Annotated in this window: 23 protein-coding genes and 1 tRNA gene; 4 read left to right on the plus strand and 20 right to left on the minus strand. The window is 45.8% G+C overall.

Annotated features, from left to right (window positions below; translation table 11 throughout):
• Nucleotides 1-13: 13 nt before the first annotated feature.
• The 5 genes from dpaL to C1A11_RS02365 all read right to left on the minus strand — a co-directional run bounded on the left by dpaL (nucleotide 14) and on the right by C1A11_RS02365 (nucleotide 7,703).
• On the minus strand, nucleotides 14-1,222 hold the full coding sequence (dpaL, locus tag C1A11_RS02345) for a diaminopropionate ammonia-lyase (protein WP_102048810.1): 1,209 nt from the start codon (nucleotides 1,220-1,222) through the stop codon (nucleotides 14-16).
• Between the two features lie 289 nt (nucleotides 1,223-1,511).
• Entirely contained in the window at nucleotides 1,512-3,269 is a 1,758-nt protein-coding gene (locus C1A11_RS02350) for a sigma 54-interacting transcriptional regulator (protein WP_102048811.1), read from the minus strand.
• Nucleotides 3,270-3,650: 381 nt separating this feature from the next.
• Nucleotides 3,651-5,048: a YfcC family protein gene (locus C1A11_RS02355; protein ID WP_102048812.1), complete on the minus strand. Its 1,398-nt coding sequence runs from the start codon at nucleotides 5,046-5,048 to the stop codon at nucleotides 3,651-3,653.
• 33 nt (nucleotides 5,049-5,081) lie between these two features.
• Complete coding sequence (locus C1A11_RS02360) at nucleotides 5,082-6,212, minus strand: amidohydrolase family protein (protein ID WP_102048813.1); 1,131 nt, start codon at nucleotides 6,210-6,212, stop codon at nucleotides 5,082-5,084.
• Between the two features lie 87 nt (nucleotides 6,213-6,299).
• Nucleotides 6,300-7,703: a YfcC family protein gene (locus C1A11_RS02365; protein ID WP_102048814.1), complete on the minus strand. Its 1,404-nt coding sequence runs from the start codon at nucleotides 7,701-7,703 to the stop codon at nucleotides 6,300-6,302.
• A gap of 114 nt (nucleotides 7,704-7,817) precedes the next feature.
• On the opposite strand from C1A11_RS02365, the gene C1A11_RS02370 reads away from it, so the two are divergent.
• Nucleotides 7,818-8,564, plus strand: coding sequence for a MerR family transcriptional regulator (locus C1A11_RS02370; protein ID WP_102048815.1), 747 nt, complete (start codon nucleotides 7,818-7,820; stop codon nucleotides 8,562-8,564).
• Nucleotides 8,565-9,277: 713 nt separating this feature from the next.
• Nucleotides 9,278-9,436 carry a helix-turn-helix domain-containing protein gene (locus C1A11_RS14040; protein ID WP_423242019.1) on the plus strand — a complete coding sequence of 53 codons (159 nt, stop codon included), beginning with the start codon at nucleotides 9,278-9,280 and terminating at the stop codon, nucleotides 9,434-9,436.
• A 511-nt stretch (nucleotides 9,437-9,947) separates the two neighbouring features.
• Here the strand turns inward: C1A11_RS14040 and rpiB are convergent.
• From rpiB to C1A11_RS02410, 7 genes are all read right to left on the minus strand, one after another.
• Nucleotides 9,948-10,421 (minus strand): ribose 5-phosphate isomerase B, encoded by a 474-nt coding sequence (gene rpiB, locus C1A11_RS02380; RefSeq protein WP_102048817.1) that lies wholly within the window; start codon nucleotides 10,419-10,421, stop codon nucleotides 9,948-9,950.
• A 38-nt stretch (nucleotides 10,422-10,459) separates the two neighbouring features.
• The gene (gene alsK / locus C1A11_RS02385) at nucleotides 10,460-11,392 is read right to left on the minus strand and encodes an allose kinase (protein ID WP_102048818.1); all 933 of its coding nucleotides are present in this window, start codon (nucleotides 11,390-11,392) and stop codon (nucleotides 10,460-10,462) included.
• Nucleotides 11,389-12,093: a D-allulose 6-phosphate 3-epimerase gene (alsE, locus tag C1A11_RS02390; protein ID WP_102048819.1), complete on the minus strand. Its 705-nt coding sequence runs from the start codon at nucleotides 12,091-12,093 to the stop codon at nucleotides 11,389-11,391. The genes alsK and alsE overlap by 4 nt, the downstream gene beginning before the upstream one ends.
• Nucleotides 12,094-12,113: 20 nt before the next feature.
• Nucleotides 12,114-13,091, minus strand: a complete 978-nt coding sequence (gene alsC, locus C1A11_RS02395) for a D-allose ABC transporter permease (RefSeq protein ID WP_102048820.1) — start codon at nucleotides 13,089-13,091, stop codon at nucleotides 12,114-12,116.
• A gap of 18 nt (nucleotides 13,092-13,109) precedes the next feature.
• A complete protein-coding gene (locus C1A11_RS02400; RefSeq protein ID WP_102048821.1) occupies nucleotides 13,110-14,636 on the minus strand; it encodes a sugar ABC transporter ATP-binding protein in 1,527 nt (508 codons plus the stop codon).
• A gap of 163 nt (nucleotides 14,637-14,799) precedes the next feature.
• Nucleotides 14,800-15,825, minus strand: coding sequence for a D-allose transporter substrate-binding protein (gene alsB, locus C1A11_RS02405; RefSeq protein WP_102048822.1), 1,026 nt, complete (start codon nucleotides 15,823-15,825; stop codon nucleotides 14,800-14,802).
• Nucleotides 15,826-16,066: 241 nt separating this feature from the next.
• A complete protein-coding gene (locus C1A11_RS02410) occupies nucleotides 16,067-17,065 on the minus strand; it encodes a LacI family DNA-binding transcriptional regulator (protein ID WP_102048823.1) in 999 nt (332 codons plus the stop codon).
• Nucleotides 17,066-17,513: 448 nt separating this feature from the next.
• On the opposite strand from C1A11_RS02410, the gene C1A11_RS02415 reads away from it, so the two are divergent.
• Nucleotides 17,514-17,675 (plus strand): phage holin family protein, encoded by a 162-nt coding sequence (locus tag C1A11_RS02415; RefSeq protein ID WP_341458116.1) that lies wholly within the window; start codon nucleotides 17,514-17,516, stop codon nucleotides 17,673-17,675.
• A 124-nt stretch (nucleotides 17,676-17,799) separates the two neighbouring features.
• Here C1A11_RS02415 and C1A11_RS02420 read toward each other — a convergent pair whose 3' ends face one another.
• Complete coding sequence (locus C1A11_RS02420; protein ID WP_102048824.1) at nucleotides 17,800-17,982, minus strand: hypothetical protein; 183 nt, start codon at nucleotides 17,980-17,982, stop codon at nucleotides 17,800-17,802.
• 133 nt (nucleotides 17,983-18,115) lie between these two features.
• Nucleotides 18,116-18,556 carry a GNAT family N-acetyltransferase gene (locus tag C1A11_RS02425; protein ID WP_102048825.1) on the minus strand — a complete coding sequence of 147 codons (441 nt, stop codon included), beginning with the start codon at nucleotides 18,554-18,556 and terminating at the stop codon, nucleotides 18,116-18,118.
• Between the two features lie 704 nt (nucleotides 18,557-19,260).
• Between C1A11_RS02425 and C1A11_RS02435 the strand changes: the two genes are divergently transcribed.
• Nucleotides 19,261-20,046 (plus strand): peptidoglycan-binding domain-containing protein, encoded by a 786-nt coding sequence (locus C1A11_RS02435; protein WP_102048827.1) that lies wholly within the window; start codon nucleotides 19,261-19,263, stop codon nucleotides 20,044-20,046.
• 485 nt (nucleotides 20,047-20,531) lie between these two features.
• Here the strand turns inward: C1A11_RS02435 and C1A11_RS02440 are convergent.
• From C1A11_RS02440 to C1A11_RS02465, 6 genes are all read right to left on the minus strand, one after another.
• A tRNA-Ala gene (locus C1A11_RS02440) sits at nucleotides 20,532-20,607 on the minus strand.
• 138 nt (nucleotides 20,608-20,745) lie between these two features.
• Nucleotides 20,746-21,843: a hypothetical protein gene (locus C1A11_RS02445; RefSeq protein WP_102048828.1), complete on the minus strand. Its 1,098-nt coding sequence runs from the start codon at nucleotides 21,841-21,843 to the stop codon at nucleotides 20,746-20,748.
• Between the two features lie 164 nt (nucleotides 21,844-22,007).
• Nucleotides 22,008-23,414 carry an aminopeptidase gene (locus C1A11_RS02450; protein ID WP_102048829.1) on the minus strand — a complete coding sequence of 469 codons (1,407 nt, stop codon included), beginning with the start codon at nucleotides 23,412-23,414 and terminating at the stop codon, nucleotides 22,008-22,010.
• Nucleotides 23,415-23,496: 82 nt separating this feature from the next.
• The gene (locus tag C1A11_RS02455; protein WP_242965790.1) at nucleotides 23,497-24,159 is read right to left on the minus strand and encodes a lytic transglycosylase domain-containing protein; all 663 of its coding nucleotides are present in this window, start codon (nucleotides 24,157-24,159) and stop codon (nucleotides 23,497-23,499) included.
• Nucleotides 24,102-24,713, minus strand: a complete 612-nt coding sequence (gene coaE / locus C1A11_RS02460) for a dephospho-CoA kinase (RefSeq protein WP_102048830.1) — start codon at nucleotides 24,711-24,713, stop codon at nucleotides 24,102-24,104. Before coaE ends, C1A11_RS02455 begins: the two co-directional genes overlap by 58 nt.
• 75 nt (nucleotides 24,714-24,788) lie before the next feature.
• Entirely contained in the window at nucleotides 24,789-25,808 is a 1,020-nt protein-coding gene (locus C1A11_RS02465) for an L-threonylcarbamoyladenylate synthase (RefSeq protein ID WP_102048831.1), read from the minus strand.
• Nucleotides 25,809-25,884: the final 76 nt, after the last annotated feature.

A 25,884-nucleotide genomic window follows, 5' to 3' on the forward strand; every position in this document is an offset into this window, starting at 1 on the left:
TACATCAGTAAAGCTATTTTTCGGGGACGCTTTGATATTTGCCGTCCCACACAATAGAGCGATAATTCTCTTTGTCTGTGTCCCCTTCGGTGCTGAAAAATAAAACTTTCGAGGTTTCGCTTAGTCCCAGCTTTTCTTTCAGCTCATGCAGCGCTGGGTCCGTGAGAATTTGCGCTACACAGCCAAATGCCGCGGCGCCACTTTCACCGGATACAATCGGCTGGTCTCCCTTTGTGGGGTTGCCCAGCACGCGCATTCCCTTTGCGGCAGCGTAGTCCGGGCAGGAGATAAAGTGGTCTGCACAGCTTTTCAGCACTTCCCAGCCAATGCTGCACGGCTCACCGCAGGCAAGGCCTGCCATAATGGTGCTTATGTCGCCGCCCACAAAATGCAGTGCCCCATCATTCGCCTGCGCAGTGCGGAACAGGCAATCTGCTTTATTGGGTTCTACAATGGTGATTATAGGCCGCTGCTCACCGTACACCGAAGCAAAAAAGCCAGCCACGGCACCGGCCATAGACCCTACCCCAGCCTGCAAAAAGATGTGAGTTGGTTTTTCTTCCAGCTGCTGGTAAGCCTCCAGCCCCATAGTGCCATATCCTTGCATAATCCAGCGGGGGATATCCTCGTAGCCCTCCCAGGCGGTATCCTGTACCATAACCCAGCCTTTTTCATTTGCCTGCTGGTTGGCAAGCCGTACGGCATCATCATAGTTCAGCTCGGTAATAGAGGCCTCTGCCCCCTCTGCCTGAATATTTGCAAGCCGCTCTGCTGCACTGCCCTTTGGCATATACACTACCGAATGCTGCTGCAGCTGGTTTGCTGTCCATGCAACACCGCGCCCGTGGTTGCCGTCTGTTGCGGTCACAAAAGTAATATCCCCTAGCTTTTTGTGCGTCTCCGGCGCAATCAGCTTTTCGTAAGGCAGCTCACTAAGGTCTGTTTGCAACCGGTGTGCGAGGTGCTGACCAATGGCATAACTGCCGCCCAGCACTTTAAATGCATTCAGCCCAAATCGATAGGATTCATCTTTTACGTAGATTGCTGCCAGCCCTAATTTGTGTGCCGTGTGCGGCAGCGATACCAGCGGTGTTTTTTGGTACATTGGAAAGCTGGCATGGAACTGCTGCACTTTTTCGGCCTGGTTTAAACTTAAAAAGCTGAGGTCGGTCTGCTTCTGGTCACTGCGTGCAAAAGACACCAGCTTAAATTCTTCTCTCATCGTATCTCGTCCTTTCTTCCCTCTAAGCGTGCGCATTAGGCACAAACTTTTGGCGGTCACACATAAAACAGCAAAGGATGTGCCAAGTTTTGTTTTTTTGCTTTTTGGAATTGAAAAAAGCGGCATGCACAAAAACTGCATGCCGCTTTGGTGTAAGATAACGAATCAACTACCGAAAAGCGTTGTTCTTATTTTTCTTCGGGTCTATTTTCTTTTTGCAAGGTGCAAATAGAAAAGCACAGTAATTCTCAAAATAAGAATTTTTCTCAAAATGAGAACCATTGTTTTCTCAAATTGAGAATTCTTCTATTTTGCGATAAAGGGTAGCAAGCCCAATACCCAAACTTTTTGCTGCCTGCTTTTTCCCTTGTGTATTATCTCCAAACGCGTCGATTGCCTTTTTGATCTCTCGTCGCTCTAAATCACGCAATGGCATCACAGCTTCTTTTGCGGGCGGTGTCGGCGTAGGCAAATGTATGGGGGCAAAGTCCGCAGCTTTAAAAAAGTCTCTCGGCAGAGTGTCGAGTCCTAATACACCCTGCTCATCACTCATATTCACCATAAATTCCAGTGTGTTTTCCAGCTCCCGCACGTTGCCATACCATGGGTACCGCACCAGCGCATCCATCGTTTCAGCAGGGATGCGACACTGGCCTTTTCCGAAGCGGGAAGCATATCGCATTGCAAACAGTTCTGCCAAATCCGGAATATCCTCTCGCCTTTCCCGCAGCGGAAGAATGCTCAGCGGTATTACGTTGAGCCGATAGTATAAATCCTCACGGAACTTGCCATCGGCAATCATTTCTTTTAAGTTTTTGTTGGTGGCAGCAATCACTCGCACATCGATTGGAATCAATTGGTTGGAGCCAATGCGGACAATTTTTCTTTCCTGCAACACACGCAGCAGTTTCGCCTGCAAATAAAGCGGCATGTCCCCTATCTCATCCAAAAAAATCACACCGTGGTTAGCCAGTTCAAATTTGCCTACTCTGCCACTGGGGTCAGCGCCGGTAAACGCGCCTTGCACATAGCCAAACAGCTCGCTTTCCAAGAGGCTTTCAGGGATGGCCGCGCAGTTCAGCGCTACAAATTGCTGATCTTTGCGGTTGCCAGCCCGCCAGATTTCGGTGGCAGCAATCTCTTTACCAGTGCCGCTTTCTCCTGTAATCAGCACCGTAGAGGTGCTGGCAGCAATCTTCTCAATTTCAGCGCGCAGCTGCCTGGTTGCCTCACTACCGCCTACAATGCTGCCGGTGGTCACCGCTGCTGTTAGGGCATACATTTTTTTGCGCAAATCACAGCTTCGGGTAAACACCAGTACCTGTGCATAATTTTCATCTGCCTGTGCGGGCTGATAAGTCTCCCCTAAAATATGTACTGTTTTTTCCCCCACGGTAAGCAGGTATTCTGTTTGGCCGCTTAGATTATCGCCTGTTGGAATCAGGACGGTCTGCAAGCCTTTACATTGCTCCAGCTTTAACTGTTCCACTGCTATGCGGTTTGCCATCGTCACGGTCCCGCTTTGGCCCAGGATTAAAATGCCTTGCTCCATATGGTTCACGGTGCATTCCAGTGCCGAGCGCATCGACTCCTTTTGCTTTTGGTCGATTCGCTCTATGGCTTTGGACCCAATAAAGCTGGCAATTTGTTCGATGAGTCCAAGGTAGGTTGCTTCGTCTGCAAGAATCGTACTGCGCTGTGCGTCGCTTGAGCCTACAAGCCCAATTACGCCTATGGTTTTTTTACCGGCACGTATCGGCATGGCAATTTCAATTTTTTCTGTACAATGGCTGCACCTGGGGCACTTTGCGCAAATCGGCGCATTGCCGGGGTTATAGATGACCTGTAATTTTCCTGTTTTTAATACTTCGCGATAGGCATACCCTTCGGTAGACATGTCCTGATTGACCAGCTTTTCAAAAATTCCTGTTCCCGCAACGCGAAAGAGCTGTTCATTTACAATTTCTACATCTACACCGGATATCTTAGACATAATTGCCGCGTATTTATCGACCGTTTCACGAATTTCGAGCAGAATTCCTGACATCATATCCCTCCAATGGCAGCCTACTATTTGGTTTCATTGTACCACATTGTACCTCTAAAACAACCCCGCAAGTATAGCTAAAAAAACAAGGAGAAACCATACTTAGATGGTCTCTCCTTATTTTAAAACTGGGGGAATTATTTTGGCAAAGTGCATTCCGACAACATTTACCGCTATTGCGGGAGCCTGTGAGAAACGCAAACAGGCCAATGGAGCAAACCGGTTTGTCGCCGAGATTTTTGCTTTGAAGTCAAGTTGCTTTCGCCTTGCTATACGGTAAAGCTATATTTGATAAATCATGCAACAGCTTCATGCTCTCGTAGTGCAAAGAGAGCTAAAGTACAGCGTCACAATTCAGCAAAGCAGCTTATAAAAATTTCATCATGGATAAACATAGACGGATAAAGCGATTAAAACAGTTTGAAGCACGCACATAATGCCAAACAACGGTGCCATAAATTTGTACCATTTGTTAATCGGGATATTCATAAGTCCGCACTGCAGTGCACAGGCAGTGGGCCAGAACATGTCCGAAAAACCATCCCCAAACTGATAGGCAAGAACTGCTGTTTGACGGCTCACCCCTACAATGTCAGCGACTGGTGCCATAATCGGCATCGTAATGGTCGCCTGGCTGGAAGAGCCCGTGATAAAGAAGTTAATCACATTCTGCAAAATCAGCATGCCGATTGCCGAAAAGACCTTATTGGCATTGACCAGCAGATGCGATAGATAGTAAACAATTGTGTCAGAAATTAATGCTTCCTGCATTACAATCAAAATACCCCGGGTGAACCCGATGATGAGAATAGAGGATACAATACCTTTGGTAGAAGCAATAAAAGTCTCGCAAATTTGCGTGGCAGAATAGCCGCTTACAATTCCTGTAATCACCATCATCATTAAAAACATTGCTGCAATTTCGTCAATATACCAGCCAAGCCGGGTTGTACCGTAAAGTAGCAGGCCCACCGTTACAAAAAAGAGCAGCAAGCACAATTTTTGACGCAGGGTAAACGGCATATCAGCGTCAGATTCTTTTCGCTCCATAAAAGAATCCAGCTGCTCGCCATATAAAATAGATTTTTCCGGATGAGCTTTGACACGTCGGGCATACCTCATCACGTACCAAATCGCCGCGGTTTGAAACACAATGAAAATAACAACGCGGTAGCCGAGGCCCGAGTTAATGGGCACTTCTGCAATGGTCTGCGCAATACCAATCGAAAATGGATTGGTAGTCGCTGCGGCAAATCCGGTAGCAACGCCTACAAAAACAATGGCGCCGCCTACTACAGAGTCGTAGCCCAGAGAGATGGCAATTCCCATAAAAACCGGAATTAATCCATATACTTCTTCAAAAATGCCCAGCGTAGACCCAAGTAAGCCAAACAGCATCATACACACCGGAATGAGCAGATAAGTTTTCTCGCCCATTTTACGAATCAGCGCATTGATGGCGTTGTTCAGGGTACCGTTTTCAGTCAGCACATAGACATAACCGTAAGCAAAAACAATCAAAAAGAGGATGTTAGCTGCACCTACATACCCTCGTTGCAAGGATAGGAACACATCGAAGATGCCGGGCCTTTTCCCCTGCGCATAATGAAACGAGTCTGCCACAACAATCATTTTGCCGCTTGCCTCATCCAGCACTCGGTCATACTGCCCACCTGGAACAATATAGGTAAGCAGTACGACAACCAGCAAAATAAGGGTAAGAATTACGTATGTATGCGGCATTTTAATCTGCGGCAGTTTGCGCTTCAGTTTAACCACGATGCAGCTCCTTCCCCACGGTTTTATTTTTTATTACTCTTTGGAGACTGCTTTTCCTTCCTGAAAAACCTGCTCCACCTGTGTATCATAAGCAAACGGATGTTTATTCCAAATGACGATATCGGCATCCAAGCCAGTCTTGAGTTCGCCTTTGCAATCCGCAATACCGAGAACCTCCGCCGGGTTTTTGGTAATCGCCTTCAGGCCTTCCAGTTCTTCCATACCATGGCGCACCGCCAGCCCCGCATAGACCGAGAGGAAATACAGCGGAGTTACATCGTGGTCTGCCGTGATACACACCTTAAGCCCAGCTTTGCTGAGGACACCCGCGGTTGCGTAGGTTTTGCTCCATGTTTCATGCTTGGAGCGGGGGGTCATTCCGGGTCCTACAATCACAGGGTAATCAAAACGTGCGAGGTAATCCACAACGGAAATTCCATCCGTGCAGTGCACCAATACGAGATCCAGATTATACTCCTGCGCCAATCGCACAGCGGTACAAATATCATCAGAGCGATGCACATGCATATGAACCGGCATTTTGCGATCCAGCACCAACAGCAAATGCTCCATACCGATATCTTTTTTGAAATATTCTTGTTTTTTCTCGGCTTCTTGCTTTTGGTGTTTATAGTTAAGTGCATCTTCCAGGCATTTACGGAACTGGTACGCGGTACCCATGCGGGACTGAAACCCGTGTTTTGCCGTCTTAGGATTCTCGCCCAGGCTGCATTTAAGCGCAGCATACCGGCGCACAAGCATATCGTCCGCCACAGTACCAGCAAGGCGAATGGCTGACGAAACACCGCCAATGACTGCATCGCTGCCGGGGCATACACAAGCCGCCGTTACACCGGCGCGTACCGATTCCGCTACTGCTTTGTCAAACGGATACAGCCCGTCCAGTACCTCTAATTCAGGGGTAAGCGCGCCCGAATAATCATTGCAGTCATCACCGATGGCACCCATGCCCTCTTCGCTAATGCAAATATGGCTGTGAGCATCTATCAGCCCTGGGGTAATATATTTTCCAGCAGCATCGTAGCATTCTGCTCCCTCAATTTCAGGTGCAATCCGCTTAATTTTACCATTTTCAATTTCGATATCGCGGACAACAAATCCGCCCTCTTCAAATAACAATACATTTCCGTTTTTAATAATCATTTTTTCACCTATCAAATAATGCGGCAAACAGGATATAGGCGAAAACACTTTCCGCCCATATCCTGATTCGCCTGTGTAACTATTTTATCAATAACCTATAAATACCGCAACCGTCATAAAGGCGATTTCCAGGAGGACAAAAATACCAAAGAGCGGAGCAACAAACTTGTACCACTTATTGATAGGCACACCCATCAAACCGCAGCAAAGTGCGCAAGAGGTGGGCCAGAAAATATCAGCAAAGCCGTTGCCGAACTGGTAAGCAAGCACCGCAATCTGTTTGCTGAGGCCGACCAGCTCTGCGGTAGGTGCCATAATGGGCATTGTAATTGTTGCCTGGCTGGTAGAACCGTTGATGAAGAACTTGATAATATTCTGCAAGAACAACATACCGTAAGCAGCAATATAAGTGCTGCACCCATTGAGCAGGTTAACCAGATAGTAAACGATGGTATCGGTAATGCAGCCCTGCTTCATCAAAATTAAAATGCCGCGGGTAAAGCCGATTACCAACATCGAAGAGACCATGGTTTTGGTGGATTCGATGAAAGTCTTGCAAATTTCGGTAGCTGAATAACCACTGATAATGCCAGCCGCCACCATGCCCATCAGGAACAGTGCTGCAATCTCGTCGATATACCAGCCGAGCTTCAATGTTGCATACATCAAGAACCCAATAACGCCGAAGAAAAGCAGCAGGCAAAGTTTCTGGCGGCCCGTCATTTTTACTTCGCTCATTTCATCCAGGCTCTTGCGCTGCACGCCCTCTACATCTACACCATACATTACGGACTTCAGCGGATTTGCTTTTACTTTACGTGCATAGTTCATTAAGTAAAGAATGGCCACTGTTTCAAACACCACAAAAATGATGATGCGCAGGCCCATGCCGGAAAACGGCGTAACGCCCGCAACGTCCTGTGCGATAACAACGTTGTAGGGGTTCAGCGTACCGGCTGCATAGCCAATTGAAACACCCAGAAAAATGGTAGCGCCGCCCACCAAGGTATCGTACCCCAACGCGAGGAAGATACCTACAAATACAGGAAAGAGCCCGTATACCTCTTCGTAGATACCCATGGTGGAGCTAAGCACACCAAGAATGATCATTGTGAGCGGAATTAAAAGCTGTACCTTATTGCCCACCTTGCGCACCATAGTACCTAAGGCTGCATCCATTGTTCCATTTTTGGTAAGCATATACACAAAGCCGTAAGCAAAAATAATCAGGAACATAATGTCCGCTGCTTCTACATAGCCATGCTGCAACGCCAAAAACAAATCAAAAATTCCCGGCGCTTTTACGTCATCCAGGCGCTGGTAAGAGTCTGCAACAACTACCATCTTACCAGAGACAGGGTCTTCAATGCGCTGATACTCACCAGCCGGGATAAGATGCGTCAAAATCAGCATTAGCATCATAATGGCAATTAAGATGACATAAGTGTGGGGCATCTTAAATTGCCGTTTTTTCTTTACCGCAGTTTCCATACAATTCGCTCCGTTTCAAGATTTCTTTATCTCGAATTATACACATTAAAGTTACTTGAATGTCAATGAATTATATGATAAAATGACTATAAATGTTAATTTTAGGTGAATTTTATGAATAATTTGTTGACGATTGGTGAAATTGCACAATTGCTGGAAATATCTGCTCCTACCTTGCGTTTTTGGGAAGAAAAAGGCTTATTTACAGTCTCTAAATCCCAAAATAAATATCGAAAATACACACTGCAAGATGTAATTCAAATCGCAGACATCATTTCTTGCCGTAATTTAGGCATCCCTATTCGCGATGTTGCTCTAATACAAAATTGTTCTATTGCAGAGTACGATGCACAGCTTTCTGACAGAAAGCAGGAGCTGCAAAGAAAAATTGCATCTTATCAAGAAATGCTTAGCCGTGTTTTTGAGCAAGAAAAACAGCTCGCTGAGGTAAAGCGGCTAAGCGAGCACGAATTTGAGTACGAACCGCTTCCCTTTGCTGCGGTTGCGGCCTTCGACTACAGCGAAAAAGACAAATTGCTGCAATATATCAAAAACTCCTCTATGTATGTGCGCTATTTTGATACGCGCGATCTTTCTACCGAAACGCGGGCCATCATCGTAAACCCGCAAGAAAGCACCCAACCGCTTTTATGGAAAAAGCAAGATGACCGTCCATATCTTACTTTTTTGATTAAGGAAAAAGTAGATCAAGACTATTTGAGCAATTTGTCTGAGAAATTGGAGTTTGTGCGTGAAAGGTACCAAACTGGAATTTTGTTGGCACAATACCTGCTTACAGCGAATGAAGACGGTGAACGAATCGATTTTTTAAAGGCCTACCTCGAGGTCAATCCTATTTGATTGTTTCTCCGTTCCCTTTATAAAACCCGCCAGTATGAATTTGCAATACCGCTTTGCTAGCAATTGTGCGCCTATATTTGTCAGGTTGCTTTGGAGCCCCTTCTTGAGAGGACGGTCTTCAACCCGCCTCTTTTCGCTTCTAAAAAGTGCTTGAATTGTCCTTCATTCGCTTTTGCTTACGCATTGAAAAACAAAAGAAAAACCTTGTAAAGTAGCTAAACAAGCCATTCTACAAGATTTTTTGTTTGGTGGAGATAAGCGGGATTGAACCGCTGACCTCTTAAATGCCATATAGCTTAAGAAGATAAAACAAATAGCTAACTCCTTCCAAATACGGCTTAAAGATGCCATTTATTCTATTCAACAGGATGCTTACTTCACTAGGCAAAAGTATCTTTCCGAATTATGGCGTAGTCAAATTCGTGGTCAACCATTCATAAATTTCTATTGACCAAATAGAGATAATCGGAGCAAAATTCACTTATTATATTAATTCCTCGCAAATAAAATGCGGGGAATTTTTTTGTTTATTTCGCATCGCCTATCTCTCAGTGTCGTGATTTACTGAGCTTGGGGAAAATAATGAGTATTTGATAGCTTCTTTTCCGCCTAATGCTAGATACTATTTGGTATTTAAGGACAACAATCTTTATAATACCAACCAATACCAAGGAGCGATAAAAATCTATGACGATTTTGAAGATTACCCTGCTGTGCTATGCTTTGCAGAGGTATGCGATATTCTATGCGTCAGTCGAAACACCCTTTATTCCATTTGTCGGTCTCACGCAATTCCTTGTCAACGAGTCAGCCATCAGTGGAGGTTTCGCAAAACTCAAATTCTACAATTTTTAAATAATGAAAGCGAATAATTAGGCATATCAAAAGTACACAGAACAGAACGGAACGGAACGGAACGGAACGCGGGTACTCCTTCCCGTTTTAACGATATATCATAAGAATAACGCATACCAGCCAAGAGCAAATGCTTCTTTGCGACTTGCATGATATAGGATTGATAGTACGATTCTCGCAGTGCTTTTTCTACAAGATTTTTTTATCAATAAACCGGATTCTTTCTTCTTCTCTCTGATGTACCTGCCCAAAGCGTATATTAATAAAAAGAAGGCACGCGCCTTCTTTTGAGCAGCTTTTTACAACAGCACAAAAGACCATCTTTCTACGTTTGTTATACATGAAAGTTCCAGCAAATATTTTAAAGGTCTCTTCACCTTTATCAAAAGCGACTTAGCCTATAAAAAGGCTAAGCCGCTTAACTCTTTTAATATTTTTGTTTCGTATAACCAATGTGCCTATTCCGATATTGCTCTTGCTAGCTTAGGCCATTGCATCTTGGTTCTGAAGAAAAGGGCTTCTCTGTGTTTATCCGGTTATTTCTTCAGCTGCCAAAAGTTTACCGGTGGTCTCTATTTCAGAAATCATATCAATTCGGATTTGGTGACGACCACCTTCATATTTCGCATTCAGCCATTCGTCTAAAATCATTTTGGCCGTTTCCGGGCCGATGACACGTGCACCAAAAGCAATAATATTTGTGTTATTGTGCTGTTTGGAAAGCCGTGCCGAATAGGGTTCGCTGCAAACACATGCACGAATCCCGTTAACTTTGTTTGCTGCAAGAGAAATCCCCACGCCGGTTCCGCAAATCAGCACACCGCCATCTACTTCGCCAGCTGCGACCATCTGTGCCACCTTATAACCACTTACAGGGTAATGAAATCTTTCTGTGCTGTTCGTTCCTACATCAATCACTTCTATCCCTTTTGACTCGAGGTGCGCCTGCATCTCTTTTTTCATTTCTACCGCAACGTGGTCGTTGCCAATTGCAAGTTTCATTTTTATCTCCCTTTTGCTGCACTGTGCAGGCCTTTTATTTATAGGTAAGATGCGTCTGCAAGCCGCTTGTGTGCATAAATTCCCGCTCCGATTACTCCGTTTTTTTGGTTTGGGCGAGAATAGCTTATTTTAAGATTTTTCTCTGGGTAGGGCTTGCGGGTATGCTCGTGAATAGCTAGTTCCAGCGCATCATATGGAAAACCTTCCATCTGGAGTAAACCGCCGCCCAGCACTACACAGTCCGGATCAAACAAATTAATTTCGGTGGCCACAGCCTCGGCCATTCCTTCTACAAACTGGCGCATTGGTAAGGAATTGCGGTGAAGGGCGAACAATTGGCTGATATGCGTATCCGCAAAATTTTGCTCCTGCAATTTTTCCATGGCAATGCCGGAAACCAGCGTTTCTATGCAACCTTTGTTGCCGCAACCACATAGTCGGTCGTTGCCGTATATGGGCACATGCCCTAACTCGGCAGCTACCCCGTTTCGGCCCAACAATAGCTTGCCATTAAGCAAAACCGCATTGCCAATGCCAGTACCAAAATAGACTGCCACAACACAATCTCTGTCTTGCAATGCCAAGTCCTGCTGGTCAAATAACAAAAGGTAATTTACATCTCGGTTAATAAATACAGGGATATGTAAACGTGCTTGTAACTCTTCTACAATCGGAAAATCGTCCGGAATGCATGGAATATTTGGAGTTTGCATGACCACCATTCGGTCTTTACTAATCGTCGAAGGAAAACCAATTGATACCGCGGCCGGCAAAGCTCCCTGCATGTTTTTATCACAGTAGTTTTGTATGCACTCGGTTAAGCGTACAATTGGGGCATACCCAGGCTGAAACACTTCGCGCGTGCTAATGCTCTCAAAGCATCGCAGGTTACATCCATTGTTCACCAGCCCAAAGCGCATATGGGTGCCGCCAATGTCAATCCCGAGTACCTCCTCGTTTTTTTGCTTCATGTGGTTACTGCCTCCTGGTCAACTGCAACACCCGTTGCTCTATAAAATTCGTCTTTCATTTTCCCGCAGGCAGTGAGTAAGTCCTCATCAAGGTTAAACAGACCAGAAGAGCCCAAAATAAATATATCTGCCCCGGCCTCGTAAAGCATTTGATAGGTTTTTGCATTGCAAGAGCCGTCAATCATTATTTTATAATGATATCCACACTCTGCGCGCAAGCGTCTGGCCTCCTCTATCTTATTTAGCACCTCGGTAATAAACGCTTGGCCTGCAAACCCCACATCTACCGTCATTAATGTTAAAACATCAATACGGTTAAGGTAGTGCTTGCAATAAGAAAGCGGTGTTGCCGGATTCAGCGTCACACCTACTTTGCAGCCTACACTATGGATGTGGTTTAAGGTGCGAAAGCAATCTGTATTAATTGTTTCTGCATGGGGGCTTATCAGTGACGCTCCTGCATCGGCGCAAAGGTCGATCCAGTCATTCGGACAGGTTGTCATTAAGTGAACATCCATTGGCTTTTTTGCAACGGATGCACAGGCACGGATAAAATCCGGGCTAAGCGTGATATTTTTACAATAATGTCCATCCATGATATCCACATGGTAACCATCTACTTGATTGTTTAAAATTTCAATCTGGTTTTTCATGTCTAAAAAATCCATGCACATCAGACTGACTGAAAATTCAGGTTTCATAATTTCTCCCCACAATGTCTTTAGGAATTTTTTCTGCTTGCACCAAAGAAACGGTCCAGCGTAACCGCCAGAATTAGCAAGCAGCCCATTGCCAGCTGCTGGTAGTAGCTAGAAACGCCCACCATGTTCAAACCATTATTGATTACGCCAATGATAAGACCACCGATGATAACTTTGGGCACTTTGCCCACACCGCCGAAGAAAGAGGCGCCGCCAATAATAACTGCTTCAATTGCATAAGTTTCGTAGCCAGTACCCGCGTTCGGCTCTGCTGCTGCAAGTCGTGCCACGTTTACCATGCCGGCAAGGGCAGCGCAAACACCGGAAATTGCAAAAGCGAGAATAATATGCTTTTTCACAGGAATGCCCGCATACCAAGCAGACTGAGAGTTGCCGCCCAGTGCATACAAGTTGCGACCACTTTGGCATTTTACTGTAAGAAATGTCAGCAAAGCCGCCGTGACAAGTGCTACAATAATTGGCACCGGAATCACGCCGAACAGCTTCCCGCCGATTGTTTTGGAAAAAGAAGCTGGCAGGCCGGATACTGCGCGTGCATCGGTGACAATATAGACCAGACTACGCAAGATGGCCTGTGTGCCAAGGGTGATAATAAAAGGAGGCAAGCCGGTAGCGGTGACCAGCACGCCATTGATTACGCCAATAAAGGCGCCAAATACAATAACGCCAAGCAGCACAGCCAAGAATGGGTGCATTCCCTGATTTACCATCAGTTGGGCCGTCATTGCGCCGGAAAGTGCCATAATCGAGCTTACACTTAAGTCAATACCGCCAAGCAAAATTGCAAAGAATTCCCCCAAGCCAAGTAAAATCGTAATTGAGCTTTGCTCCATAATCTTTACAAGGTTGGCCGGGGTAAGAAAACTGGTAGGGCGCAGCACACCAAATACGATAATCATCAATGCCAAAATCGTAATCGTACTGTATCTATCCCAATAATCACTAAAAGTAAATTTCTTTTTTTCTATGGTCTTCATCGTGTTCGTCCTCTCATCTCAGGCTATTGCCCCGGTGGCTGCTTTGGCAAGTTTTTCTTCGGTTGCCTCCGCCACCTCGTAGGTTTCTATAATTCGCCCATCTGCCATAACGGCAATGCGGTCGCACAGCCCCAGTAATTCGGGCATCTCACTCGATACCACTATCACTCCAATACCTGCGTCCGCGAGGCTCCTCATCAGCTTGTAAATCTCACTTTTGGTGCCTACATCGATCCCTTTGGTGGGCTCGTCAAAAATCAACAGTTTTACACCCGCCGCCATCCATTTGCCTAAGATGACTTTTTGCTGGTTTCCACCAGATAGCTGGGCTGTCATTTGGTTGAGAGAGGTACATTTGATTTGAATTTTTTGTCGTTGCTCCTCGGCGATTTTCACCTCTTCTCTCCGGTTGGTAAGTCCCCACATGCCGTTGAAAGAGGATGCCTTGAGCTGGCGAGCCAAGGCAATATTGCGGCCATTGCTAAAATTTTTAAAAAATCCAGTTTCGCGCCGATTTTCTGTTACAAGACCGATGCCCTGACGCAATGCCTGGTAGGGATTTTGGATAGAAAGTTTTTCACCTTCAAGCCAAATCTCTCCACTGCTTTTTGGTGCGGCACCATAAATAGCACACATCGTTTCGCTGCGTCCTGCCCCCACCAAGCCCGAAAAGCCTAAAATTTCGCCTTTGCGCAAATCAAAAGAAACATCTTTTACTTTTCCGTCTTTTCGCGTCAAGTTTCTGCAATAAAACATGACCTCACCAAATTGGTAATTTTCTTCGGGCAAGTGCTGGTAATTGCTTTTAATCTCGCGGCCAACCATCATCCGCACCATATCGTCCGTCGTCAGGTCTTTTACTGGAAATGTACCTACATAGCCACCATCTTTCATAATGGTAATGCGGTCGCCGATTTCCTGAATTTCTGAAAGCTTATGTGAAATAAAGACAATACCTTTCCCTTCAGCTTTCAGTTGCCGAATGATTGCAAAAAGCTTTTGGACTTCTTCTTCAGTTAAAGAAGAAGTTGGCTCATCCATTACGATTACTTTCGCGTTAAATGCAACCGCTTTCGCAATCTCGACCATCTGTTTTTCACTGATGCTCAAATCTCCTACACTGGTAGTAGGCTTGCGTGTGATAAGGTTCACTTGTGCCAATAATTTCTCGGTTGATTCCGACATGGATTTATAATCTACCACAGCAATTGGCCCTATTTTTTTACTTGGCAACCGCCCCATGAAAATGTTTTCTTGAATTGTAAGCCAGTTTACTACGCTGAGCTCTTGATAAATAATACTAATACCACCCTCTGCCGAAAGGTGCGGGGTAAGTTGCTTGTGTTCTTTGCCATTCAACAAAATTGTGCCGTCATCCGGTGTATATGCGCCGCTAAGTACCTTCATCAATGTTGATTTCCCAGCGCCGTTCTCGCCCAGCAAAACGTGGACCTCTCCTGGCTGCACGTCAAAATTGATGCGATCAAGCGCCACGACTCCGGGAAAGCGTTTGGTGATATTTTTCATTTGCACAAGTGGTTCCATCGTGCGCCTCTTTTCTTTGTTGCTCAGTTTTCAGACCCTGTCAGCTATGCAGGCACCCCACCCAAAAGGGTGCAGTGCCTGCCGCTCGCAGTGCCTGATGGCTTTTAGTATAGAGAAACAGTATAGCTAAAACTCCAATCAGTTGCGATACCGCGTATGCCTTTTAAGAAATGTAATCGGCTGCGTTTTCTGCTGTAATCAGCACTGCTTCAATGCCGTAAACGGGGACTTCTGCCCCTACTTTAATTTCTGCATTTTTGGTGACGGCTTCAACCATAAGGTTCAGGCCTTTTGCGCCTACAGCGGCCGGGTCCTGTGCCACGGTTGCACAAAGCTTGCCATCTGCAACGGATTTAATTGCATCGTCGTTGCCGTCAGTGCCACAAACTTTGATGTCTTTACCAGATGCTTCGACAGCTTCTTGAACGCCCATTGCCATGGTGTCATTGCAGCAATAGATGGCTTTCAAATCGGGATGAGCGGTAATGTAATTGGTGGCAAGGTCGTAAGCTTTTGTGCGATCCCAATCGGCCGGCTGGCTTTCTACAATTTTCAGGCCTGCTGCTTCAAAAGCAGCTTTTGCACCATCGCGACGGCTTTCGCCAGAAACAGCACCTGCTTTGCCTTCGACAATTGCAACTTCGCCTTTGCCGCCAATCTGCTCGATAAGATATTCGGCGCCCAGCTTGCCGACTGCTACGTTATCGGTAGCAACATAGCCATAACAAGCACCGCCCAGCTGTGCCAACGCGTCCATATCAATTTTTTCATCGATATCTACGATTTTGATGCCTTTTGAAGTGGCATCAGCAATGGCATTGTTGAGGTTAACGTTGGAAATAGGGGCTACGCCGATAGCTTTATACCCTTTCGAGATTGCATTTTCCAGCAGGGTAACCTGACCTTCCACGTCATCTTCTGTGTTGGCTGCGTAGATATCCACCTTAACACCAAGCTTGTCGGCTTCCGCTGTGATGCCTTCGCTCATGGTCTGCCAGAACTGGCTGGACAGTACTTTCAGCACTACTGCATACTCAGCTTCGCCGCTTGCACTGCCCACGCTTGCCACGGGTGCAGACGAGGCTGCCGACGCTACCGGAGCAGAAGAGGCGGAAGAACCGCAGGCCACCAAAGAAAGGCCCAAAACTAATGTCAATGCAAGGGACACAAAACGCTTGAGATTTTTCATTGTTTTCCTCCTAAAATTTTATATTTTTCTCTGTGTGAAATCGAATTACTGAATTTGAGTAATCGTTTTCTCTTCTTGATCACTATAATATCTCACCATAAATATGTCAATAAGCAAAAGATTTTTTCATCATAATGGTGAGTAATCGTTTGCGCAACTTGTGCATTCCTCCATGTAAAAGTAACAAAATTATAAAAGCAGCCCCTTGCTTTATATAAAAGCAAGGGGCTGTTCAATATAATCAACGAGTTGTGGATGCTCTTTTGGTTAATGTCACAGGCAAACGATAATGGTAATTGTCAATGGATTCCCCCTTTACCAAGCGTAAAAAAACAGTAGTTGCAATGTAGGCCATCTCATCTACATTTTGCCGCACACTGGTTAGTCCCGGGCCACAAACTTCCGCCAGTTGGCAGTCGTCGTAGCCTGTAACAAGAATATCTTTCGGCACCTGTAACCCATGTGCCCGTAAGGCAAGTATTGTGCCCGCAGCAAGTGTATCGGTAGTGCACATTACTCCGTCAAACAAAACTTTTTTGTCCAGCATATCGGTAATCATTTGGCAAGCTGCTGTAATTGAGACTTCATTCAGATTGATGCGCAGCTCTTCTTCCTCTGCAATGCCGGCTTCCGCCAGCGCACGTTTGTACCCATTATAGCGATTCAACTGGTTACAGTCGTTACCTAAGCACTTAAGCATTAAGATGCGTCGGCATCCTGCGCTTAGTAACTCCTTCGTAGCAAGGTATCCCCCTGCTTCGTTATCCGATTCAATCATCACGCCTGTTTCACGCATATTCATAGAGGGGCGGTCTACGTAGATTACCGGCAAATCGTCCAACTCGCCGTAATCCCGCGTACCAGAGATTAAAATAATTCCGCTGACATTTTGCGCAGTAAGCGATTGTACATGCTTTTTTTCCAGCTCTGCCGATTCGTTGGTATTACAGATGAGACAAGAATACCCGTGTCGAAACAGGCGCATTTCAAGTTTGAGCACAAGGTTTGCAAAATGCGCGTTGGTGATGTCCGGCACTACAATGCCTACTACTCTTGTGCGGCTTGTTCGCAAACCTTTGGCATTCATATTCGGCATATAATTATTTTGCGCGATAATCTCCCGAACACGTCGTTCCGTTTCTTTTGAGAATCGTCCATTGTGGTTGATTACTCGAGAGACCGTTGCCGTCGAAACACCTGCCAGCTCTGCAATTTCTTTGATGCTTTTTGCTTTTTCCATATTATCTTCTCTACCTTTTGTTGAAATGCTGCATGTTTTTAGTATCTTGTCATTTTAGTATACGTGCCATTTCCTTATTTTTCAAGGTTTCTGAAAAGCAAACAGATCTAAAGTGCACAGAACAGAACGGAACAGCGGGTATTCCTTCCCGTTTTTAACGATATATCATAAGAATAACGCATACCAGCTAGAGCAGATGCTTGTTTGCAGCTCGCATGGTATAGGAAGGATCGTGATTTTTATGAATAATCGAAAATGACCTTTCGACTTTCTAAGCAAGTAACCGATGCACTACTGACTTTAATCGTCAGCCTCTCAGCACTGTTGCTACAAAAAATAACGGAAGACGAAAAATAAGAAGAATACGAAATATGGAAACCTTTGTTTGCACCCATTGCTGAGCCGTGGGCCGCCAGGAAGAAGCCTATTGGGCGGAAGAGGAACCACCTTGCCAAGGCTGTGCGGCGCACTTTTGGGTGTAGTAGGCATGCGAGTCATTCCGGACTATCCCGCAACCGACATTATCACCGCAATTGCGGTGGGCATCGTCAGCGGGTTGGCTGCAACCGGTATTAATCAAATCATAAAACAGGCAAGCAAAACCGAATAAAGTTTAAAAAAGCCCCCGGCCTTAATTGGCCGGGGGCTTTTCTTGTTATAAACATAATATGTAGTTCGTACAGCCACAGATAATGCTCATAACCTACGCGACAAATTGGGATTATTCTTTTAGATTACTGATTTCTTTTTCCTAATGTAAATACACAAGATACCAGAGTTATGGCTAATCCAACCCCAAATACCCAGGCTATAATATCTGGTATTGCCATATTTGCTATCACCATAATTGCCATGATAACGCCCGCAATCATTTCTATCATCAACCCGGCTATTATTCCTTTACTAATGTTTTTCATTTTGCCGCCCTTTCAAATTCTAGTTTATTGAATCGTCTACTCTACAAGCAATCTTCTGTTGCTGTCCTCGTATAAACAAATATGGTTGTCCATTATAAACATAATGAACAGCTCTTATAGCCACAGATAATGCTCATAGTCTCATATACAAAATTGGGTAAGGCATACCTTGTTCATCTGTTTCCGTCCTTTTGTAAACCTTAAAGCCCATATGCTCGTAAAAGTCTTGTGCTTGTGGATTTTGCTCGTTTACTCCTAATTCATTAACTTGGTATTCTCTAATTCCATATTCAAGTAAACGTCTTCCTAAACCAAGACCACGCTCGTTAGGAGCGACAAATAACATTTCAAGCTTTTTTTCATCTATACCCATAAACGCAACAGGTGTGTCTTTTTCATTTTGGGCGATAATCAAATGCGGAATCTCCGCTAATGCCTGCGGAATATACTTTTGAATATCTTCTATTTCCTCGTCTGACAAAAACAAATGAGTCTCTTTTACAGAACCTTTCCACACTTTTTCAAGCTGCGCTATGAGCACTTGACTTCTATTTTCAACCTTTACTATTTTCATAAATATTTACCCCTCATTATATGAATAACATTCTGCTGGTAATTCGTTTCACAAACAAACTTTAGCGATTTTTGAATTGCGTAGTATTGATACAATCCATATTATAGCATGCATCTGCACTCCTGAAAAACCATTTAGACAGAATATGCTAGAAACAATTAATAGAGGAAATACCACCATAAAACAGGGCTTGTTCTATGTGAAAACCCGTTGTATAGCCTGCTTCCCCTGTTCCTAATAACGTCGATAAATATTTGTCCAAAAGTGAAGTAACTCATGAAAAATGGGCGCAGGTGCTATCACGACTCCATGCTTCTGTAAAAGCTATGCAAAGAAATAATTCCTATTTTAATTTAATTTTGTGATTCCACCATTACCCTCTAAGATCCCTCGAACTTAATCGGCCGGGGCTTTTTTGCACTCCACAAAGCGTTATCAAATTTTTCCGTACAGTCGCATATTCTTAATCAGGTGCCTAGCCCACTAACCTCTGGATTTAATTAACGTTAGTCACTTCACTTTTCTCCACTCAATTATCACGGAAAAGTAATGCTCTTTGTTTCGCTAGGCACAAAAGGCCCCGCTCAATCGTAGCGAGGCCTTTTCTATTGTCACCCTCAAAACTCATTAAAAGCAGCTTCAATGACAAAATTCGAACTTTTTCGCGTTTAGCGCCATATCGTAAAGTAAAGGAGGAATGTCTTATGGCATCCATAACTATAATGCCTCCGTATTACGGGGCAATCTTGCAAAACGGAAGTAGTGGGCCTGATGTCGCTCTCGTTCAAACTTGGCTGAACGGTGTACGCAGCAGATATCCCCAAATTCCGTCTTTAGGAATTGACGGTCAATATGGCAGCAATACTGTATCCGCCGTTAGAACCTATCAGATTCTAAATTTCCTCGCCGTCGATGGAAGAACTGGAGCAGATACTTGGAATGCTCTTTACACTGATTTCGCCGCTCTTCAAGGTGAAGGCGAAGTTTATTGTGGCATCGTAGCAGGTTCCGGCGATCGAGGGGCAGTCGTCAAAAGTATGCAACAGCAACTCGGGGCAATGCAAAGCCTTTATACCGCTATTCAAAGTATTGCGTTCGATGGCATATTTGGTCCCGATTCCGCTGCTGCACTTCGACAGTTTCAAGCACAGTTTAATCTAACTGCTGATGGATCCTATGGAAGTTTAAGTTTTAGTTTGCTAAAATCGGCATTGGAAGATATGGAAGTTGGTAATCCGCTTCGGGTAACCACTCGTTATCCGGGCTACTCGATAATGCTTGGCTCTAGTGGAGATACTGTCCGGTTCATACAAAGTTATCTTTCGCGGCTGGGAGGCAGTATCCCTCAACTAACTATTGACGGTCAATACGGTAGCCTAACCCAAAATGCAGTTATGCAATTTCAAGCCTCTAAAGGATTACAAATTGATGGGGTTGTAGGATCTGCGACCTGGCGAGCATTGATTGTCGCTTTTAACGCAACATTGTAGATCTCTCAATTGATTTTCGCGCTGCAAAGTTCACACCATTAGGTTTCTCTCCAAATTCAAAAGTAAGGATTAAACCCTCTCGGAATTAACTCCGAGAGGGTTTTTCAATATTCCTTTCATCATAGTTTCACGTTCTTTATTTATACCTAATTTGAATTTTAACATTAAATCTCAATATTAGAAAATTATATCTTCCTAAGACGTTTCTCGAGTGTCTTTTTAAGGATTATTGCGGGGCTTTTTTACATTCCAATGCTCAACTCACTTTTTTGTGCAAAACATAGAAAATACAACTTTTTATGGTTTAGACTCGATAATTCTGCTTGTAAAATAAAGCTGACCCTTTTCTGACCCTTTTCTGACCCTTTTTTGACCCTCAAAATCATGTTTAATTGTGTTTTATTATGCTTATTTTTGCACAGTCAAAAGCAAAACAAAAAACCTTGTAAAGTGGCTAAATAAGCCATCCTACAAGGTTTTTTGTTTGGTGGAGATAAGCGGGATCGAACCGCTGACCTCTTGAATGCCATTCAAGCGCTCTCCCAGCTGAGCTATACCCCCATTTATATACATCAGCGTATTGCTGACTGCTTTAAAAGTATAACAAATGATTATTATGTTGTCAATACTTTTTCCGATAAAATATGTCCTAAAAAACGCGTTTTGCAAAAAGCAAAACGCGTTTTTATAAGCACATAATTAAACCAGTTCGGTATCAATGCCACGGAAGAATTTAGAGATAGACTCTCTGCGGATATGGAGTCCATCGTAAAAGTCCTCGCGGTCGCAATTCGCGCGTTCGGGGTTGTAAGAACCATAGATAGGAATGTTTTTTTCTTGCGCGAGTGCGTAAAAGAAAGACTCGCTATACACCACTCCGCCCTCGGTGTCCATATGGCTCTCTACTCGGGCGTAGAGGTCTGGATGAAAGGGCGTCAGCAAAAAGGTGATCTCCACGCCGTTTTCCTGCAAAAAGTCCACCATAGCAGTAAACTGCTTGCACAGTTTAGTGTCTGGCTGCGGGTAGAATCCACACATCATAAACGGCATGGTTGCACGCAGCTGCGCGTCATGGTCCACCTCTTGCTGTACCTGGTTGCGGTACTCTTCCGTGTAAAGCAAGGTGCCGTCTGTCATTTTTATCTCAGTTTCCTGAGCATAAATATCCCCTGTCACTTCCGAGGGGCGCTCTTCTTCAGAGTGATCTGAGAAAAAGTACGCCATATTGGTTTGGAAGTAATCAGGCGCAACCAGTGCCTCGGTATTCCACTGAAAGCTTTCCTCTGTATACGGCTCGTCAAATCCCAACGTTTCTGTTAAAAAACGGTTTGCAAGATTTTTGTCGCTTCGCTTATTTTTTGCATCCGGCTGCGCAGAAAGAATCCACGGATCAAGCACCATTACCATGTTTTTAGGAAGCCGTCCGTAGCTATGCAGCAAACCAACTGTGCCGACTACGTCGTAATAATCTTCGCCTGTCATGCCGGCATTATAAAATGTACCATCAGCGCCTGCAATGGCTGCTGTAATCTGCAGCCCACGGCTAGAACCGATTACCAGAGTATCATAAGGTGTTTTCATCTCTTTGATGTAAAGCCGAAGAATTTGGCGCTCGTCCAGCTTTTGAAAGTTGGAAATTGCTTTACCCTCGTGCAGTTTGGCGGCGAGTTCCCGTTCGAATTGTCCGCCCTGAAAGAGCCCTCGGGTATCGACATAAAAGTTAACACAAACCAGCAGCAAAAGGATAGGTGTTACCAGTAAAAGTTTGAATAGATTTTTGACCATTCCCTTTACCAATTCCCCTTGCCTCCTCTCTTTGCGCTGTTATATGCTATTATATGAATTTCGACTTTTCGTTCATTATACTATATTCCTTATTCAAAAGCCAACAATCCGCTTAAAATTTCTCATATTTTCCATGAAAAAACAAAAGCCGGAAAACTCCGGCTTTTGCGAAAAACTTAATATTCGTCAGTGAGGAAAGCGAAGAACGCTTGATAACACATGTAGACGTCCAGTTTGGACGCTACTTCAAATGGAGAGTGCATCGAAAGCAAGGGCACACCGATATCTACAACATCGATGTTCTGATTTGCGACATACTTTGCAACAGTTCCGCCGCCACCTGCATCTACCTTGCCCAGCTCACCGGTCTGCCAGCACACGTTATGGCGGTCCAGCATGCCGGTAAAGTAAGCCATGGTTTCTGCGGAAGCATCCGATGTGCCGTACTTTCCGCCGCTGCCGGTGTATTTTGTTACAACAACGCCGCGCCCAAGGTGTGCCACGTTGTTCTTTTCATTTACGCTCGGGAAGGTCGGGTCAAGTGCCGCATTTACATCTGCCGAAAGGCATCTTGCGAGGGCAATCAACTTTTTGTAGTCGGCGCCTGCCCCCTCTGCCAAGAACTGCAGATAGTGGAACAGGAAAGCCGAATTCAGCCCGGTGTTGCCATCAGAGCCAATCTCTTCTTTATCGGCAAAGCAGGTCACTGTGGTATATTTCGGCTGTTTGGTATCAAGCTCTGCGCGCATTGCTGTATAGGCACACACTTTGTCGTCGTGGCCGTAAGCGCCAATCATGCTGCGGTCAAAGCCCAAATCGCGTGCACGGTTTGCCGGAACAACCTCGATTTCTGCGCAGACAAAATCTTTTTCGGTGATGCCGTATTTTTCATTGAGCAGCTTTAAGGTGAAGAGCTTTACGCGATCTTTGAGCTCTTTGTCCTCATACGGCAAAGAGCCTACGAGCACATTGAGCTCTTCGCCCTTAATTCCGCCGCCGAGGGTGCGTTTATCCTGCTCATGTCCAAGATGGGGCAGCAGGTCTGTGACGCAGAATACGGGGTCCGTTTCGTCCTCACCAATTACAAAAGGCTGCACCGTGCCGTCAGCCTTTGCAAATACGCCGTGAATCGCCAAAGGAATTGCCGTCCACTGGTATTTGCGAATGCCGCCGTAATAATGTGTTTTAAAGAGTGCCAGCTCGCTGTCTTCATAAAGCGGACGAGCTTTTAAATCGAGCCGCGGAGAGTCAATATGTGCGATGTTGATATGTACGCCTTCTTCGAGCGGAGCGGTGCCAAACGTGGTCATCATAAGAGCTTTGCCGCGATTGTTAAAATAGACCTTATCGCCGGGCTTGTAAGCCTTTGCGGGTTCGTATTCAGTGTAGCCTGCCGCTTTCAGCAGGGTAACCGCCTCGCAAACAAATTCGCGCTCGGTTTTCGCTGCGTTCATAAAAGCCTTGTAGTCCTCGCAAAATGCGGTACATTCCTGCACAGCGTCGGGTTTGGTATCGGCAACGTGCTGATAGTCAAAAAGAAGGGTTTCTGCCAGCTGCTGGCCGGCGGTTTTCTGTTTTTCCATAGGTTCGCCTTTCCGGGGCCGCGCTTTGGCAGCTGAATAGCTGCGCTAAAAACACCGGCCTTCTGATTTTTTATTTCGCTTTTCATTTTGCCACAGGGGGCGTAGATGAAAAAGTGATAAGACTGTTGGCTTCTGCGCCGTAAAGCTCGGTGTATTTTTCATAAGCACGACCGACCTTATAGACGTAGAGATTCATTTGCGTGTAAGGGAATTCTTTCAGCGTGTGCTCATCCTGGGCGTAGCGTTCATCCGCAAGCAGTTTATCCACGGTTCCCCAGCCACTATGATAAGCGGCCGCAGCGGTGGATATATCCCCATATCGTGCAATACATCGGGAAAGGAAGTAGGCACCAAATCGCACATTGATTTCCGGATCGTACAGCTGGTCGAAGGTAATATCTTCTCCGCTTGCGATTTTCAGCTTAATCCATGCAAATGTTTCTTCGGTAATCTGCATCAGCCCGCGCGCGTCTACGTTAGACTGCGCATTGGGATCAAATCCGCTTTCGGTGCGAATAATGGAGTAGATAATCAACGGATCAATTTCATATTCTGCCGCGTATTTTTCAACGAGCTCACTGTACTTGCGCGGGTGGGTTTGAGAATCTATCTTTCGCAAGCCTTGCGGCAGAGCAAACAGCACCGCCGAAGCAAGCAGCAACAGTAAAAAAAAGATGGTGCTGCCTCTCAGTCGATGCTGGTTAGATTGTTTATTGGTCTTTCCAGTAGTTTTTCTGCTTTGCAAATCAGGTCCTCTTTGTTCGTCAGGTTCCACAGGCAGTGGGTTGCCCCCTGCTGTAACACCTGGTTGTTGGGTTGCCGGGCGAGGCGGTTTGCAGCAGCCTCTTTGCTTACTTTATCGCGAGCCATAATCCGAGCTATCTGTGTTTCCGGCTCGGCTAATACCGCGATAATTTCATCGCAAAAGGCAGCAAACGGGGTGCCGATAATAAGCGCACCGTCGAGAAATACAAGTGTTTCCCCATCGGCACGATACCGTTCAATCCGGCGCTGAATTTCAGCGTAGATGAGCGGCGTTGTCACTTTTGTAAGCCGCCGCTGGCCTTCTTGTGTTGCAAAGGCGCGCTCGCCCATTACGCGCCGCTCCAGTGCCCCGCAAGCGTCACAGATGTCCTCACCGAACTCTTGCTGTAATGCCTTCACATAAGGGCTGCCAGGCACCGCCAGCTCCCGGCTGATGCCGTCGCCGTCGATAACCGGATACCCAAGAGCAGCGTAGTGCGCAGCAACTGTGCTTTTACCACTGCCTGAAGAGCCGGTGATTCCTATGACTTTCATGATCCTCAATCCTTTGGCGCGACCGTTTTAGTATAGCCCGGCACGCAGTTTCTATGATATAAGATAGTCAGTTGTTTACAATTTAATGACTTGGAATGCGGCAGCACGGATTAAACGATTGTACACCGCCATCGAAACGCCGGTCGTAGACGGGCAGTGCGCGTACACTATTTTGGCGCCTTTTTCATCGCATTCGCGCAGGGCAGAAAACAGCCGTTGTGCCTGCCCTGCTGCATCTTCTCGCGCACCGCAGACAACACACGGTACGGCAAGGCTGCTGACCTCTTCTTCGTAGCACATTGCAAACACACCCGCTCCGGCATGCTGCGCTATAAAAGCCTGATAGGCTTCTGCGCTGCCGTCAAGCAAAACCACATTTGCTTTGGGGGAATAGTGCTTATACTTCATGCCCGGAGAAGCCGCAACCGCACCCTCTTGCAGCTTGTTCAAAATCGCGTCGGAAAGCAAAACTTCTTTGCCCAGCACAGTTTCAAGCTGCTCTTTGGTAATGTAACCGGGGCGCAGCAGCATCGGCTGCTCGCCCGCGATGGTAATCACGGTAGATTCTACCCCTACGGAACATTCGCCGCCGTCAATCACGAGGGGGATGCGGCCCTGCAAATCGCGAAAAGTATGCCGCGCGTTGGTGGGGCTGGGCAGACCTGAAAGGTTTGCCGAAGGGGCCGCAAGCGGCAAGCCGGAAAGCCGGATTAGTTCTGCTGCGACGAGGTGCGAAGGCATACGCACCGCAACGGTGGGCAGCCCTGCGCAGACACTGTCTGCTATTTTGTCGCCGCGCTGCATGATAATCGTAAGCGGGCCGGGCCAAAATGCTGCTGCCAGCTTTTTGCAGTCCTCCGGCACTTCTTTTACGACACCTTCCAGACCCGTCATATCTGCAATGTGCACAATCAGTGGGTTGTCTTGCGGACGACCTTTGGCGGCAAAAATTTTCGCCACTGCATTATTGTTGGTTGCGTCAGCAGCAAGCCCATACACCGTTTCGGTGGGGATGCCAACTGTTTCGCCCTCGCGAAGTAATTTTGCTGCATATGCCAGAGATTCCGGAGCCGCAGCTTTCAGCTCGGTATACATTGGAACATCAGTCCTTTCAGGGAATTGCCGGGGTTTGCAGCAGAACAAATTGCCGCAGTTCCCTTTGCGGCAAAGG

This window comes from Pygmaiobacter massiliensis (assembly GCF_900199435.1).
In the GTDB taxonomy this organism is placed as follows: Bacteria; Bacillota; Clostridia; order Oscillospirales; family Ruminococcaceae; genus Pygmaiobacter; species Pygmaiobacter massiliensis.